Below are 14,206 nucleotides of genomic sequence, written 5' to 3'. Positions count from 1 at the left end.
TCGTGAGCATTTTGGACATAATGGAAAGATTCAATCCTTTTCCTTCTTCTTTATAAGAAGTATTCCACAACGCAAGAAAATGGTTGTAAACAAAACGACAATGCCCATGGGTTTGATGGATGAGCGCTTGTTGGTCTTTAGTTGGGTAGATACGGAATTTATACGCTTGATGTGGCATGACAGACACCTCCTTTTTTTGAATAGTATAACGGGAACAGATGTTCTTTTCAACAAATTAGTACTGGCAGAATCATTGGGTTCGCATTCATCCCCTCCCTCCTCACTACGTTCCTTGAGGGAGGGGTATTCTGCGAAGAAATGATAAATACTCGATAATCCCAAGCTGTGACTGTGTTAACTGAAGTGGCGCCATACGATGATTTAAGTCCTTTGTCATCGCACGAGACACTTGAAAGAATTGATGGACGAGGTCGTTTAAGTTGGCCAAATGTTGTCCCTCCTTTAAATAGTTGCATATGCAACTATTTAGTTCGTAGCGTGAGATGTCAATATTTAAATTATTTTTTCATGGAAAGTTGAAAAAAAATGAACGAGCATCGTCTAATAAGAAAGGGGTGAAAAAAGTGGAGGTAAAATGGCGGCGTATTGTCGATAAATATACGAAAAAGCTTTTTCAATTAAGCTATTTGTATGTGAAGGATTTTCATGCTGCGGAGGATATTGTCCAGGATGTATTTCTCCGCTTTTTTGAGAAACAGCATGATTTTAGACAGGAATCCTCAATTGAAACGTATCTAACGCGTATTACGATTAATTGCTCAAAGGACTATTTGAAAAGCTGGCGGTACCGTACGCATCAGGTGACGACGTATTTTACAGGTGGCTATGAAATGAAAAATCAGCTTATTGCAACAGAGGAACGCCTTGAAATTGCTGAAGCGGTGCTACAATTACCGATTAAATATCGTGAAATTATTATTCTTTATTTTTATGAAAATCATTCCTTTGCGGAGATGAGTGAGCTATTGCAGCTACCCATTAGCACAATTCATTACCGCTACAAAAAGGCACAGCAAAAGCTAAAGGAGAAATTGAGCACTTTAGAATGGGAGGGATTATTCCATGAATGAGCTTGAACGACAATTGCATCAAAAAATCGGTGATACTACCGTACATGAGGAGCGTATTAAAAAAAGACTTCATGAAAAAATGCACAAAAAGCGTCAAAAAAAGATGTATTGGCTAGTGCCGGTTGTTGTCATCATACTTTTAATCATTAGCTTGCGTCTGCAAGCAACGCCTCCCTTCAAATCAGCGGATTCTCCGGCAGTAATCGAGCAATCTTTTATCACACATGCACAAACAGGTGAACAACTAGCGATTTCAACGGAGTTGTATGATTTATTAATTCGATTTTTAGCAGAAGGGAAAGAGGTTCCGCTTCGCTATACACCCTCTGCCTATGTTAAGCAAGGCTACTATGTAACAGCAGATTGTAAGGAGACCTTCTGTGGTATGTCATTTATCGTTACATCAGGAGACGCGGATTATCTTTCATCCTTTGAAAAGGGGCGCTTGCTGGAGGAACAGCTGTCACCAGACAAAAAAAACGTTATGGCGATAATAGAAAATGAAGACGGCAAACGCTTGAAATTCATTAACAATACAAAGAATGAGCAACATTACCAGACGAATAAACAAGTAAAGAATCTGCGTACGGCAGCATGGATTTCACCAACGAAGATAAGGCTTTATTTTAACGACAAACGAACGAAAGTAATTGAATTGCCAAAAGGGGGCGTATCGAAATGAAAAAAATGGTAGTAAGTGTGGTTGTATGTATATTACTGACGGCTTGTAGTGCGCAAACAACGAGTACTTCATTAGATGGCTTATATTTCACGGGACGGTATAATTCACTGAATTCGCTTGAATTTAAAGGGAATACGTTAATCGTCAAAAAAGGCGAGGATAATATAAAGCCTAGCATGGAGCCTGAGGATGTACGTGTTGTGAAGAATGAGCAGCAGACATATAAGGGGATTCAGGTAGAAATCAAAGATGATAGGTATTATATTACCGGGGATGACGAATTTTCGATGACATTAAAGAAAACAGGAAAACGAATTGTTGAGGATGCGTCTGGTGAGGAATATGTAGCTAGCTATGAATTTTAATAAAAATCCCGCTTCTCCTTTTGAATAGAAGCGGGATTTTTGTGTTGATATGGTATAATAATAGAGCAACAGAGCCTCTCAGAAGGGAGGCGATTTATGGTGCTTGCTCTTGTGTTGCTGCTAGTTACGCCATTTCTATGCGTTCATATCGAACGTGTAGATGGTAAGCTAAAAGTGACGCGCATTTATTTTGGCGTAAACCGAGATAAAAAGGACAAACAAAAAGACACTAATCAAGAAGATTAGCGTCCAATCCTAAATCATTTTAGCTGCTAGGCACAGCTTAAGTGTGTGATCTCTCACATGTACTTTTACTAAACGAGAGCATCAACACTGAAAGTTGGCGCTTCCAGTGAAGACTGTTGCAAAGGTCGATGTTCGCGCATCGGCCTTTTTTATATGTCCAATTATACCACGAATTTTATAATAAAGACAATAAGCTGTCTGATTTTAGATTGTACTGGCCATTGGGTTGCCTTTGTATCGTCACTGCTCTATCATGAATTAATAACCTAAATTTAGGTTTATTAGGAGGAATTTACTCAATGGAAAAATCGTCACTGAAAGTTGTCTTACTTATCATGGTGCTTGCAATCATTCCGCTAGCTGGATGGTCATCGCCTCAGCAGGATTTTAAGGAGCTAGAAAAGAAATATGATGTGCGTCTAGGTATTTATGTAATCGATACCGCAACAAATAAAAAAATAGCGTACCATGCAAATGAACGATTCGCATTTACGTCGACGTATAAGGCACTTGCGGCGGGGGTTTTACTGCAAAACGCTTCATTAGAGCAATTAGAAACGGTTATTCTGTATACAAAGGATGATCTTGTCGCATATTCACCCGTGACAGAGCTTTATACAGATACAGGGATGACACTACGAGAAATTAGTGAGGCGGCTGTTCGATACAGTGACAATACAGCAGGGAATCTGTTATTTCATGCAATTGGTGGTCCAAAGGGATTTGAACAAAGCCTTCGCAAAATGGGCGACAAAACAACATACGCTAATCGTTTTGAAACAGAATTGAATACAGCCATTCCAGGAGATAAACGTGACACGAGCACCGCCAAAGCACTCGCAATTGATTTGAAGAAATATACTATCGACAGTACATTATCAATTGAAAAGCGACAGCTTCTACTCGATTGGATGGCGGATAATAAAACAGGAGATGCTTTAATTCGTGCAGGCGTTCCAACAGACTGGAAGGTTGTAGATAAGAGTGGTGCCGGAAGCTACGGAACAAGAAATGATATTGCGGTTGTCTTTCCACCAAATCGAGCACCGATTGTTTTAGCTATTCTTTCAAGTAGAAGTGAGCAAAATGCTACATACGATAATCAATTGATTGAAGAGGCAACGCGAGTTATCATAAAATCTTTACACTAAAAAACGAGACTGGGACAAAACACATCATGTTCCTTTTTTAGCGTTCATAATGAAAAACCGGAACCGCGCCAAAGCACGATTCCGGTTTTTCTTATACTCATAGGAGCGGTTATTTTATATGTATGTTACAACTTTTTTATTTAGTCATATTTCGAAAGCATGTGCTGAATTTCTTCCTTCATTTCAGCACGAAAGCTTGCAGGACTAAGCACTTCGATATGCGGCCCCTGACTAAGCAGCCACATTTTGATTCCCTTACCATACACCTCTGCCTCGAATTCATTATTATGTAATTGGCGTGCTGTTGGAATACGGTCCAATACAGCTTGTACAGATGGACCAGTGAAGCGAAAACGGATTGTCATAAGCGCCCCTGTATACATAAATTGAATACGATCACGAAAAGCACTTTCACTAAAATAGGCAATATCATAAGATGGTTTAAAATGAGGCTGACTTTCTAATGATTGAATACGGTCTATGCGGTAAATCGTTGGATAGTCAGGTTTAAACGATGTTTGATAGGCTATTAAATAAAAATAATATTCCGAGAAAATAATGCCAACTGGAAAAAGCACAGTTGGTTTTTTAGATGGGTTAAATTCTTTGGTATAAACGATACGAATGCAATTTTTTTCTTCAATCTCTTTCGCAAGCTGCCAAAGCAAGTTTGTTACAGAAATATTTGTCTGCAAATTTCTATAGCCTGACATATCACTAGATAGCACATTTTGTAATATTTTTCGTTGGTCTAAGTTTATCTGACCAATTAAATGCTCGATAATTTGCTGCATTTCATTTTTTAAAAAGGCGCGTGATTCTAATAAAATTTTCGTTGTTGAATAAATAACATCGGGCTTTAATAAACTATTTCGTTCATGCCAAAAATACTTTTTTTCAGAGGCATTATATAGTATAGGTGCTTGTATGCCTTGTTGCTCTAAAAAATCTCGAATTTGGTTGAAATCGCGCTGAATCGTTTTTTCACTTACTTGAAATTCAGCCGCAATGGCCCTTTTATTAAGTCCTTCACCTGCATAAAATCGTGAATAAATTGATAAGACGCGCGTTATTTGGTTTGTATCCATTTAAAATACTCCTTTATATGTTTAGCTAAAATAATTGAAAAATATTTTAGATGGTCATAACATGTCCATGTGTCTATTATATTATGAATTTGTAAAGTTAAACAATACAAAAGAGGTGTTTAATGTGAAAAATATAATTCTTAATAATCATTTATCTGATGAATATAACGCGCTTAGTAACAACTCAAATCATCCGTTTACATTAGGTGGTTATGAATGGCCAACGGTAACGCATTATATTGAGGCGCAAAAATTTGCTGGAACTGCTAGATTTGAGGAAATCCGTTTAATGGTAACACCAGAAGAAGCGGAAAAAGCAAGTGAAAATCTTGAGCTGACAAATGAAAATACGGTAACAAGGGCAGCATTAATAGCGAAACTTTATACGTACCCAGAAATTTTAGCGTTACTACTCGATACAAACGGACGAGCCATTCAAGATGCAGCAGACCCAATATGGAATAAACTAGGTTTTTATTGGACAATGATTCGAAATGAATTTCAGAATATTTTGATTTTAGAAAGTGAAAAAGAGCCTTCGAATGTAGCGGCAGTAGATTATATTGAACGTCATAAGGTAATAGAAGAGCTTCGTGGCCTACCAGCGGATGCATTTAGTAAGCTCCGTCATCTTCAGCCTGAGGTAGGATGCTTTAATCGCTGTAGCTTTTGCAGTCAAAGTGCAGGAACACGTATTTGGTCGCTTAATCTAAATGGCTTACAAAATATTTTTTCAGCACTTAAAACCGTCGCAATGGAAAAGGCACAGCAGTTCCGTACACAGGAAGGAGACTATTATCTAGATCCAACAGGGCCACTAACACTTAATCAACGTTTCCATCCATATTTTGAAATTCCAAAGCATGGACTACTTGGCTATGGACGTCTTTCACATCGACCAGGTGTTATTTTCCCTTACTTAGATAATGACATTAGCACGTATCCATTTTTAAAGCAGTATATTCAGTATGCCGCAGAGGATTTAGGGGTGAAAGTTCGCCTTTCTACAGTCGGCTACAGTCGTCATAATACACAGCTTCAGAACATGCATGACCAGATCAATGAGCATCATTTGAATCATGTCGCAGGCGTAAGATTATCGATTACACCGTATACGTATGGCTGGAAAAATAAGGCCACTCGTGATTCATTCAAGGAGGATGTAGCCAATGTATTAGCGACGTATAAACCGTTAATTGACCATTTAAAGCCTGGTCAACGTACAGGATGCGTGGAGTTCCGCTTCAAGCCATTACTAGAAGATCGATTAGTATTCCGTGAATTATTTGATGCAAATGACCATCATGTGATGGCAGTCGGGCCGTATGCACTGATGTCGACTGAGCGGGCAGCACCTTTTACAAAAAGTTATATACACGTTGATGAGGCAAATCAAATGCATGTAGATGGGAAAGGGCAATCTTATTTAATGATTCAGTCGGATAAGCTACGAGATGTTGCGACAGATGAGCTGTCGATGACTGTAGAAATGCTGCTGACAGAGGCGCATGCGATGAGCCGCTTTGTGCAAGTATACTTGTTTGAAAATGAAGATGGTGTTTACTACGGGGTAGACCCAATGATGCAGAATAATGGTATGTTTGCCAAACAATTTTATCCACCAACAGCAAAACGACCATCCGCTGGCTATATTGATTCGGAGCGCTATTTTTTAAATACATTACTCAGCTATAAACGCCAAAAGGGAATTTTAGATAGACGAGGTACATTTGAAGCGGCTACCTGGACGGATGTAGCGAATACAGTGCATTTATTAATGCATGCAGCGGAGGAGCTTGCGTCATCTAACCAGTATGCAGCCAATTATGTACAGGCTGAAATCATTCCATTAATCCAACTGTATGCAGAGACACTATTAACAGCTGGCTATGCCCCGAGTTACTTTTTCCTTTCAACATTTACAGTAGATACAGGAAGCATTTGCAATTTGGGGAAGGCGTATAATGAATTTAAACATTTAGCTAGTAGACCACATATTCCATTAACACCACAGCAGGAGAAGTCCTTTGGTTTGCAGGGTGCATTAAGCATGGAAGGAGAAAAATGGCGCATCAGTGTCGCGCCATATAGTCATCAGGTATTGCGAGATACGTCTATTGGTAAACGAAATCTTCTTGCAGATAAAGGAAGCTTACTGATTGAACGTGAAAATTTAGCCCTGCGTTCAGTCGGTGGCGCAAATGGAATGGCTGATATTCGACAACATGTCCCCTTTTCACATATTGATATTTTTAATGTAAGTGACGGAGAAGAAAGAATTATTGGTAGTAAATAAATGATGTAGGAGATTGCCAAAAAGGGTAATCTCCTTTTTGAATGAATGATAGTATTAGAAAAAAATCCAAATGGAAGGGAGTGCCTTATTGGAAGATATTTTTGAAAATGAACTTTATTGGCTCTTTTTAGTAGGAAATAGACCGAATGAGATTACTGTGTCTGACATAGAAAATAGTCAGGAAATAATAAAAGAGTTATTACAAAAAACTGTCATTTAATCATTCAAATACCAACGCTGCTAGTTTATAAGCCGCTATTGGCATCTAATGTTATCGCAGAAAATACCTTTTTTAAGCTACTATGCATTCCTTCAATTGTTTATAATGAGCATATATGGAACCCGATGTATGAAAATGAATATAATAGTTGGACGTTCTTTCTAATAAAAAGTATAAAAACTGTCGAATTTAATCTGCCTACTTCTAACGCTGAACAAATGTCAATTGAACAAATAGGTCAAAATGAATTATTTTACCTTAGGTTGGAAATAAAGGAGCTTATCATTTGTACATGGGAATGAATTGAAAAATCAAAAATATGATGGTACTTAGAAAGGGTGATTAAAATAAATATAGAGATTGGTTATTTTAAAAGAAAGAGTTATATTATGGATGATTTTCCGATTTCTTTGAATAAAGATGAAAATTTATCGATGATTATTCTTTCAATGTTACAAATACCAAGTATGAAAAACGAGCATTTTATTCAATTATTATTCAGTTTAATAAATACCCCAGTTTACATGTATATGGAGTTAAATAGATCCGATGAAAAAGAATTTTCAAATCTACTTACAAAGACCAACACTGTATTCTCTAAAAAAATGAGCACTAAAAATAAAATCTATTTTAAAGTGAGGATTCAAGAGCGGAGAGATTTCGAAAAATTAATGGATGAGTTTATTGAACAAATTTGTTTAGGTAACCAAGTGTTTTTTTCAACAAACAATTCAAACCTACAGTTCCATAAAAAATTAGATTTAGTTGGATTTGTTAAGGAAGAGTCTATTTATCTAGATATTGAAATAAAAGAAAATTCAACTGTTCTTTTCATAGGAAATGATGCAAATGAAATGTTTCTTTTGTCAAACGAGCAACAATTTGAGAATAGTAATCATTTCAAAAAGATACTGCCCTCTTTTATCCAATTTACACAGTATGATTATGATTAGTGTTGGCTGCTGCAAATGGGATTTTACTCAGCAACTCGAGATTATCTTGATGCAAAGTAATGAATGAAAGCAGGAGATACATGTGGACAAGGAGCTAATTTTAGAGATTCCTTCTAATCATACAGAAGCGGCAATTGTACCTTTTTCATTTTTCATCAATGAAACGACGCTGAATTGGAATGAGTTATATTTTGGCGTGGAAACGGGCTTTTTAACATTACAGCATGTGGTTGAAAAGGCAGAAATGGAAGCATCTACACAGCAGGATGTTCCTGAAAGTGTGTTAGAAGCTTCTTTTCTTTTGAAAGATGAAGAAGATGAAATTGAAAAAGCGCTACAAAACCTGATAAAGCAGGGTGTCATTGTGAAGCAATGCTTAGAAGATGCCGAATTTCTACAGAAGTGTAAGCGGAAATTTCTTTATATCATTATGCTATGGCTGTACCAGCAAAACTGCGAGTCGATTTCAGTGAGTAACGCGACATTGTATCGTCTGATTTGGAATTTCAAAGGTGGATTTTCTGACGCAACCTATGAATTTGAACATGCAGTAAGTACAATGGATGTTGATGCAGCCTTTTTAGAAGTGTGGGCAGCGTATTTGAAAGAGGAGAAGGAATTGAAGAGGATTTGAAGGGCCTCCAATTATGTATTATAAAAAGAGAAGTGAATGAGATTTCATTTTATGCGCTCACATTAATATATTTATTGTGAGTTAGATAAATATATTTACCTATTTAAATTTTAAATGTATAATCATATAGTAACACAAAGAGAGGATGATTATATTGAAAAAAGTTATTTTAGGAACTATTTTAGGAGCAACATTAGTAGCTGGTACTGTATTATCTCCTGCATTGCCTGCAGAACAAGTAACACAAGTGAGTGCGGCAGCTAAGTATAAAGCTGGTGTAACCATTACAAAAGATTCTGCGAAAGTAAAAAAATTGATGGCGAGTAATAAAAAGAAAACAGGTAATTCTTATACAACCGAATCACTTTTTTGGGTAGATGCTTTTGAAGTGCAAAAGGGTGTATTTAAAACAATGGAACTAAAACTGTCGAATTTATCGAGTAAAAAACTTGGGGTACATAAAGATTTAAAAATCAAAAAAGGCTTAATGTATTATAAAAACAAAAAATTCACTGGGTCTTTAAATGAAATTTCAGCATTCCCTGCATATAAGGAGTTAAGCTATTATTCAAAAGGTAAACTTGTATCATTTGAAATGGAATACCTTGGTATGGATGATGTAACAGAGTAGTTACAGATTACTATTTTTGTTTAAAAAGTTAAATAAAAGACTGGAAATCATTATGATTCCAGTCTTTTTTTATTAAGGGAGCCGTAAAGTTATTGAAAATTATTGTCGAATCTATCGGTGTGCTGACCTTCGTCCCAAACAACGGTAATGTATGCATTTTTCAATGCTTTCTTAATTTCTTGTTCCGATGTATTTTTCAAATTTATAATCACTTTTTCCTCATAAATATAATCACTATCATTTGCGGCGGCTTCTGATGATGATCCTGCCCAATATACATCACCTAAAATTTTCTTTAGATGAACATCCGTTTCTACGTGTGCATTTTTCAAATTGTCATAATTACTTATTTTTGAATACAGGATTAATTTTTTGAAATTCTCTGGCGTAATATTTTGATCTTTCTCTCCAGCAATCGAATTTAATTCTTTCTCGCTTAACTCGACTATCTCAGAATGGGTATCGATATTTATCGAGTTATTGCTACAAGCAGCAAGAGATAGGGCTGCTAGGATAAATAAAGATTTAATTTTACGCATATTTTATCCACCGACTTCATAATATTTACTAAATTATACCAAATAATACATTTTATTAGTATGGTAAATATCACGCTTAAGCCTTTCTGTAAAATTTAAATAAACTAAAAGAATCCAAGCTGCAAACATTAGCTATTCCAGCGTTTTCGGCTTTCTTCCTCTTTTGCGTGGATTTTTAACAACCAGCTAGTTTTAAATGGGTTATTTTGCTAGTTCGCGTAACTAGTTCTTATCGGCATAAGCATAAATGTGTTAAAATCAGCTCTTTCATTTTAATTTAATTTAAAGGTTATCCCAAGTTAACTAAGTTAACTATATTAAAAAATATAAGGTTTACTAAAGTTTTGAATTTAGAATAAGATAACAATGAAATCATGTGTAAAAAAGAATATATATGGCATGCTATAAGTATCTAGGTGAAGTATATTAGGGGGTAAAAACAATGGATTTAAAAGAATGCATATTTAACAAGGTAGAACCGATTATTCGTAAGTGGGATGAAGAAGGGATTTACGCGGTATCTTTTTTCGTTCATGAAAATATGAGCAATGATTCAATTCCCACTTTTTCAATTAGCTATAATACTGAAGCCGATTGTGATGATACGTCGGTACTTAGTGAAGAGCGCTGGAATTACGCTTTCTGAAGACAGGATGAAATTGAAGTTATTGGTGACGAAGCATCAACGGCAACGCTACTTCAGTGGTACGAAGACAATGGCATTGAAAATATCGGCTTTGAAGATGAAGATACGATGTACGATGATGAGGGCGAATATATTGGTAAAGGGCCAAATGGCTATTATGAGCTTGCGCAGGTGGTTTCGGAGGTTGCAAAGGAATTACATGAGCAGCAAGTTATTTCGAATACATTTAAAAAAGAGCTTCCTATTATAGTTCATGATTTAGAATATAGTTGGTTTATGATCGAGCTAACGAAGGAGGCAAACCCTGGTGGAGAGGCAGACACCTTCCTTGCCTTCTGTGAAGAGAATTTCTAACAAAAACCCCGCTTACGAAAAAGCGGGGTTGTATTATTTAATTGATTTTTTATAATCTAGCCAGTAAGTGAATAAAATTATAATCAATTCTAATGTAAAGAAAACCATGCCAATGACTAGCGCATATTTAAAGACAAATGCAGATGAATAACCGCCAATATATACGCCGTATAGAAGCATGAAGCAAAAACCGATAATAAAAAATAGTTTTTCAAATTTTTTCACATTAATCACATCCATTTCGTAATAATTCAAGAGTTAAAATCTCCGCTACAGCGCCTGTATTGGTTAGTGGTAAATAATGCTGTCCATTTTTAACAATATGACAGTGTGCATTGTCAAATCGCTCACTAAACGCCCGCATCTTTTGTAACGACAGTTCATCAGCAGATGCTTCTGCAATTAGTAAAGATACGGGAATTGATCGCTCGGTTAAGCAATGATTAACCGTTATAAGCTCTTTCGATAGCGCATTATAGGCAATTTCACTACAGTGATGCTTATAGCTATCCCCTTGCTTCGGATAATTATGTAGAAAATAAGCTTCAAATTGATCATAGCAATCCTGCTCAAGCTGAGGCATTGAATAGGTAAGTTCATGAATGGCCGCTTCGATGGCTTTAAAATCCTCGATGGGTGAAGAAATGACCGTATCCTCATGCACTTCCCCGCGTTCTCCTAAAAAATAATGCCCGCCGTCTAATAGCGCTAATGAGCGAACATACTGCGGATAGCGTTTAGTGAATGCCTGAATCACCCATGCACCTAAAGAGTTCCCAATAAAATGTGCTTTTGAAATTTGCAGGGCTTCAAGTGTCTCCTGAATATACGCGCAAAAAGTAGCAATAGAATAATCCTCTAAATTTTGCTGATGGCTCCCAGGTGAATCAAATACGAGCCATTTATAGCTGTTCATTTGATTAGCTAATGGCTTAAACATCTCCTTGCGCTCCCCTAGCGCTGGTATGGCAACAATAATATCTTGTGAAGACGTATTTCCGTAAAATGTATACATACTAGCTTATCCCCCTATCCCTTAGTATATTCTATCATTTCGTGTATACTTATATGGAATAAATGTGAATTAATAGGAGGTTTTATAGTGGATAAATTAGCAGATAAGGTAGCGATTGTGACAGGTGCTGGGTAAGGATTAGGATTGGTGTTTGCCACTGCACTCACAAAAGAAGGCGCAAAGGTGACCATTGCAGAGTTTAATGGCGAAACAGGCGCACAGGCAGCCAAGCCATCTGTAAAGCTTCTTGATATTACGTTAGAGGATATGGAAGTTCCTTGGAAAACAGGCCCTGTTGCGAGCTTATTCTTTATGCAGGCATGTGTTCCTCATATAATTGATTCAAATTATGGTCGTATTATAAATCTCTGCTCAGATACTGGAATTGAAGGAATGCCCACATTCGGTGCATATGGCTCTGCTAAGGAATCCATTCGTTCATTGACACGTGTTGCGGCGCGTGAATTTGGCGAGTACGGTATTACGGTAAATGTCGTATCTCCAGGTGCACTGACACCAGCCGCCAAAAGATGGATGGAAAGTCTACCGAAAAACGATGGAGCCAGTGCCACTCGGTCGTCTAGGTGATCTAGAAACCGATTTAGCACCGACTATTGTATTTTTAGCAAGTGAGGATGCCCGCTTTATGACCGGCCAAACGGTATTTATTAATGGCGGTCATACCTTTGGAAGATAAGTTAAACATGAGGCTGGAACAAAACACGTCATGTTCCTTTTTAGCGTTCGCAATAAAAAAACGGAACCGCGCCACAGCGTGATTCCGTTTTTTCTTATGTTCATATGAGAGGTTGTCTTTACACATATGTCCTAGCCTCGTTTAATTATTTCGTCGGCTTAATATAAGGAACGACGGGAGCGGTTACGCCTACAGATGCTCCTCGAATAAAGTCTTTCCCTATTAATTCATGAAAGTTTTTTGTTTGTCCCGTAACCATTACACCTAATACGGTCACCTCATTAAATGGTTTATGCTCATTTTCGTTAATGTAACGTTGAATGGCTTCCATTGAATTATTGCTGTCATATGTTTTTAAATCATCAATAAATGTCTCGAAAGAATCCTTTGATAGCTCCGTATCTGCATAGCCATATACTGGTAACCCCGCTGGACCTTTCGATTCGTCAGCAATTTCCGAATGCATATAAAGCCATGCAATATTTAAATTTTCAGGAATGCGATCCTTTACTTGTTTCATCGTCAAAGGTTTTTTAAATGAAATCGCCACTTCTGCTACATGATTTTTCAATTCTCCAACTGCTTCAAGCTGATTTTGAACCCCGCCATAATAGTCTTTGATTGCTGGATTATAAAACGTAGCTACCTTTTGTTTCGTTTGTTTATCGTATTCGTAATCAGTCTTTCCGCTTGAATGGGAACCTGGTGTTAACTCATTAAAATCTACAGAGGAACCCATCCAGGAATAGGAACTTGTAAGCGTACTCCACGGAATTAAATAACCATCTACGTTTTTCGAGCGATTCGTAATAATGTTACCACCAAAAGCTGTGTTATTCGCCGTCACTTGCGAATCAATAGTCACATTTGGCTGAGATATACGATGTTCTAAAAATAAACGGTCATGCAATTGAGTTGTATGCCTAGTCGATAAACTATCAGAAATAAAAATGAGTATAAGGCAACTAGCCATAGAAATAACAACAATACTAAGCCAGTGCTTTATTTTCGCTTTTTTTAATGCTTTTTGAATCGATGAACCCATGCTTTGATTCCTCCAACCTCTTTTTGAATTGATTTTCGTGCTCTGTATAATTTTTTCTTCACCGTTTCTGTCCGTAGCTGCAATAATTGACCAATTTCCTTGTAGGATAATTCATAATAATATTTCAAGACAAATAGTTCTCGATATTCCTTTTTGACATTTTGTAATAAATACATTATTTCGTCCTGATTAAAAAGCTTTTCGAAGTCATCATCGCCATTTGCTAATTTTGATTGAAGCTCTTCTGACAGTGGTATGTTCGTTTTAAATTTTTTTCGTTTTAAATCAATGAGTTCATTTAATGCTACGCGGTAAAACCAAGGACGAATCGTTTTTTCATCTAAATCTGGTAATAAGGAATACGTTTTAAAAAATGTATTTTGAATAATATCCTCGGCATCGTCCTTTGAAGCGCCTTTTGAGCGTAAAAGTATAATCACTTCCTCTCCAAGTTGAATTAAATAAGAGGCGAACGCGTCTTTTTGATTCATTTCTCTCCCCCTCATGTATACAACGGTTGAAACCGTGAAAAAGTGGACGCATAGAAATCATT

Annotated in this window: 21 protein-coding genes; 13 read left to right on the top strand and 8 right to left on the bottom strand. The window is 36.8% G+C overall.

Translation table 11 applies throughout. From position 1 onward, the window contains the following. Together QI30_RS08490 and QI30_RS20430 are read right to left on the bottom strand one after the other, a co-directional pair. On the bottom strand, window positions 1-178 hold a 178-nt coding region (locus QI30_RS08490), incomplete at its 3' end, for a helix-turn-helix domain-containing protein (RefSeq protein ID WP_158621010.1). A 105-nt stretch (window positions 179-283) separates the two neighbouring features. Next, window positions 284-448 carry a hypothetical protein gene (locus tag QI30_RS20430; protein WP_158621009.1) on the bottom strand — a complete coding sequence of 55 codons (165 nt, stop codon included), beginning with the start codon at window positions 446-448 and terminating at the stop codon, window positions 284-286. Window positions 449-584: 136 nt separating this feature from the next. Here QI30_RS20430 and QI30_RS08485 point away from each other — a divergent pair, with 136 nt between their 5' ends. The 4 genes from QI30_RS08485 to bla all read left to right on the top strand — a co-directional run bounded on the left by QI30_RS08485 (window position 585) and on the right by bla (window position 3,535). Then, window positions 585-1,091, top strand: a complete 507-nt coding sequence (locus QI30_RS08485) for a sigma-70 family RNA polymerase sigma factor (protein ID WP_126990504.1) — start codon at window positions 585-587, stop codon at window positions 1,089-1,091. Then, a complete protein-coding gene (locus QI30_RS08480; protein ID WP_126990503.1) occupies window positions 1,084-1,773 on the top strand; it encodes a hypothetical protein in 690 nt (229 codons plus the stop codon). Before QI30_RS08485 ends, QI30_RS08480 begins: the two co-directional genes overlap by 8 nt. After that, entirely contained in the window at window positions 1,770-2,138 is a 369-nt protein-coding gene (locus QI30_RS08475) for a hypothetical protein (RefSeq protein WP_126990502.1), read from the top strand. The genes QI30_RS08480 and QI30_RS08475 overlap by 4 nt, the downstream gene beginning before the upstream one ends. Before the next feature lie 581 nt (window positions 2,139-2,719). After that, window positions 2,720-3,535 (top strand): class A beta-lactamase, encoded by an 816-nt coding sequence (bla, locus tag QI30_RS08470; protein WP_233600559.1) that lies wholly within the window; start codon window positions 2,720-2,722, stop codon window positions 3,533-3,535. Between the two features lie 140 nt (window positions 3,536-3,675). On the opposite strand, the gene QI30_RS08465 is transcribed toward bla, so the two are convergent. Continuing rightward, window positions 3,676-4,623, bottom strand: coding sequence for a helix-turn-helix transcriptional regulator (locus QI30_RS08465; RefSeq protein ID WP_126990500.1), 948 nt, complete (start codon window positions 4,621-4,623; stop codon window positions 3,676-3,678). A gap of 124 nt (window positions 4,624-4,747) precedes the next feature. On the opposite strand from QI30_RS08465, the gene QI30_RS08460 reads away from it, so the two are divergent. The 5 genes from QI30_RS08460 to QI30_RS08445 all read left to right on the top strand — a co-directional run bounded on the left by QI30_RS08460 (window position 4,748) and on the right by QI30_RS08445 (window position 9,357). Then, the gene (locus QI30_RS08460; RefSeq protein ID WP_126990499.1) at window positions 4,748-6,919 is read left to right on the top strand and encodes an NADAR family protein; all 2,172 of its coding nucleotides are present in this window, start codon (window positions 4,748-4,750) and stop codon (window positions 6,917-6,919) included. 88 nt (window positions 6,920-7,007) lie between these two features. Next, entirely contained in the window at window positions 7,008-7,139 is a 132-nt protein-coding gene (locus QI30_RS21085; RefSeq protein ID WP_255411566.1) for a hypothetical protein, read from the top strand. Between the two features lie 389 nt (window positions 7,140-7,528). Further along, complete coding sequence (locus tag QI30_RS08455; protein ID WP_126990498.1) at window positions 7,529-8,092, top strand: hypothetical protein; 564 nt, start codon at window positions 7,529-7,531, stop codon at window positions 8,090-8,092. 82 nt (window positions 8,093-8,174) lie between these two features. After that, window positions 8,175-8,726, top strand: a complete 552-nt coding sequence (locus QI30_RS08450; protein WP_158621008.1) for a DUF2247 family protein — start codon at window positions 8,175-8,177, stop codon at window positions 8,724-8,726. 154 nt (window positions 8,727-8,880) lie between these two features. Then, a complete protein-coding gene (locus QI30_RS08445) occupies window positions 8,881-9,357 on the top strand; it encodes a hypothetical protein (RefSeq protein WP_126990496.1) in 477 nt (158 codons plus the stop codon). Between the two features lie 89 nt (window positions 9,358-9,446). On the opposite strand, the gene QI30_RS08440 is transcribed toward QI30_RS08445, so the two are convergent. Continuing rightward, complete coding sequence (locus QI30_RS08440) at window positions 9,447-9,896, bottom strand: hypothetical protein (RefSeq protein ID WP_126990495.1); 450 nt, start codon at window positions 9,894-9,896, stop codon at window positions 9,447-9,449. A 442-nt stretch (window positions 9,897-10,338) separates the two neighbouring features. On the opposite strand from QI30_RS08440, the gene QI30_RS08435 reads away from it, so the two are divergent. Together QI30_RS08435 and QI30_RS08430 are read left to right on the top strand one after the other, a co-directional pair. Then, window positions 10,339-10,542 carry a hypothetical protein gene (locus QI30_RS08435; RefSeq protein ID WP_126990494.1) on the top strand — a complete coding sequence of 68 codons (204 nt, stop codon included), beginning with the start codon at window positions 10,339-10,341 and terminating at the stop codon, window positions 10,540-10,542. Between the two features lie 108 nt (window positions 10,543-10,650). After that, a complete protein-coding gene (locus QI30_RS08430; RefSeq protein WP_126990493.1) occupies window positions 10,651-10,896 on the top strand; it encodes a hypothetical protein in 246 nt (81 codons plus the stop codon). Between the two features lie 33 nt (window positions 10,897-10,929). On the opposite strand, the gene QI30_RS08425 is transcribed toward QI30_RS08430, so the two are convergent. Both QI30_RS08425 and QI30_RS08420 read right to left on the bottom strand, forming a co-directional pair. Beyond that, the gene (locus QI30_RS08425) at window positions 10,930-11,151 is read right to left on the bottom strand and encodes a hypothetical protein (RefSeq protein ID WP_158621007.1); all 222 of its coding nucleotides are present in this window, start codon (window positions 11,149-11,151) and stop codon (window positions 10,930-10,932) included. Further along, the gene (locus QI30_RS08420; RefSeq protein ID WP_126990491.1) at window positions 11,123-11,911 is read right to left on the bottom strand and encodes an alpha/beta fold hydrolase; all 789 of its coding nucleotides are present in this window, start codon (window positions 11,909-11,911) and stop codon (window positions 11,123-11,125) included. Before QI30_RS08420 ends, QI30_RS08425 begins: the two co-directional genes overlap by 29 nt. 147 nt (window positions 11,912-12,058) lie before the next feature. On the opposite strand from QI30_RS08420, the gene QI30_RS21080 reads away from it, so the two are divergent. Both QI30_RS21080 and QI30_RS21075 read left to right on the top strand, forming a co-directional pair. After that, complete coding sequence (locus QI30_RS21080; RefSeq protein ID WP_199754663.1) at window positions 12,059-12,499, top strand: SDR family NAD(P)-dependent oxidoreductase; 441 nt, start codon at window positions 12,059-12,061, stop codon at window positions 12,497-12,499. After that, entirely contained in the window at window positions 12,477-12,608 is a 132-nt protein-coding gene (locus QI30_RS21075; protein ID WP_199754661.1) for an SDR family oxidoreductase, read from the top strand. The genes QI30_RS21080 and QI30_RS21075 overlap by 23 nt, the downstream gene beginning before the upstream one ends. Before the next feature lie 145 nt (window positions 12,609-12,753). Here QI30_RS21075 and QI30_RS08410 read toward each other — a convergent pair whose 3' ends face one another. Beyond that, window positions 12,754-13,653 (bottom strand): sigma factor regulator N-terminal domain-containing protein, encoded by a 900-nt coding sequence (locus QI30_RS08410; protein WP_126990490.1) that lies wholly within the window; start codon window positions 13,651-13,653, stop codon window positions 12,754-12,756. Continuing rightward, a complete protein-coding gene (locus tag QI30_RS08405; RefSeq protein ID WP_126990489.1) occupies window positions 13,626-14,144 on the bottom strand; it encodes an RNA polymerase sigma factor in 519 nt (172 codons plus the stop codon). Before QI30_RS08405 ends, QI30_RS08410 begins: the two co-directional genes overlap by 28 nt. Window positions 14,145-14,206 lie beyond the last annotated feature (62 nt).

It is taken from the genome of Candidatus Kurthia intestinigallinarum, assembly GCF_003991225.1.
Taxonomy (GTDB): Bacteria; Bacillota; Bacilli; order Bacillales_A; family Planococcaceae; genus Kurthia; species Kurthia populi.
The sequence above is the reverse complement of the archived record's forward strand: the minus strand, read 5'-3'. Positions and strand labels throughout refer to the sequence as shown.

Bases quoted from the DNA above. Each gene is read 5' to 3' on its own strand.
- QI30_RS08480 (WP_126990503.1), top strand. From the start codon at position 1,084: ATGAATGAGCTTGAACGACAATTGCATCAAAAAATCGGTGATACTACC.
- QI30_RS08475 (WP_126990502.1), top strand. From the start codon at position 1,770: ATGAAAAAAATGGTAGTAAGTGTGGTTGTATGTATATTACTGACGGCT.
- bla (WP_233600559.1), top strand. From the start codon at position 2,720: ATGGTGCTTGCAATCATTCCGCTAGCTGGATGGTCATCGCCTCAGCAG.
- QI30_RS08465 (WP_126990500.1), bottom strand. From the start codon at position 4,623: ATGGATACAAACCAAATAACGCGCGTCTTATCAATTTATTCACGATTT.
- QI30_RS08455 (WP_126990498.1), top strand. From the start codon at position 7,529: ATGGATGATTTTCCGATTTCTTTGAATAAAGATGAAAATTTATCGATG.
- QI30_RS08440 (WP_126990495.1), bottom strand. From the start codon at position 9,896: ATGCGTAAAATTAAATCTTTATTTATCCTAGCAGCCCTATCTCTTGCT.
- QI30_RS08435 (WP_126990494.1), top strand. From the start codon at position 10,339: ATGGATTTAAAAGAATGCATATTTAACAAGGTAGAACCGATTATTCGT.
- QI30_RS08430 (WP_126990493.1), top strand. From the start codon at position 10,651: ATGTACGATGATGAGGGCGAATATATTGGTAAAGGGCCAAATGGCTAT.
- QI30_RS08420 (WP_126990491.1), bottom strand. From the start codon at position 11,911: ATGTATACATTTTACGGAAATACGTCTTCACAAGATATTATTGTTGCC.
- QI30_RS08410 (WP_126990490.1), bottom strand. From the start codon at position 13,653: ATGGGTTCATCGATTCAAAAAGCATTAAAAAAAGCGAAAATAAAGCAC.
- QI30_RS08405 (WP_126990489.1), bottom strand. From the start codon at position 14,144: ATGAATCAAAAAGACGCGTTCGCCTCTTATTTAATTCAACTTGGAGAG.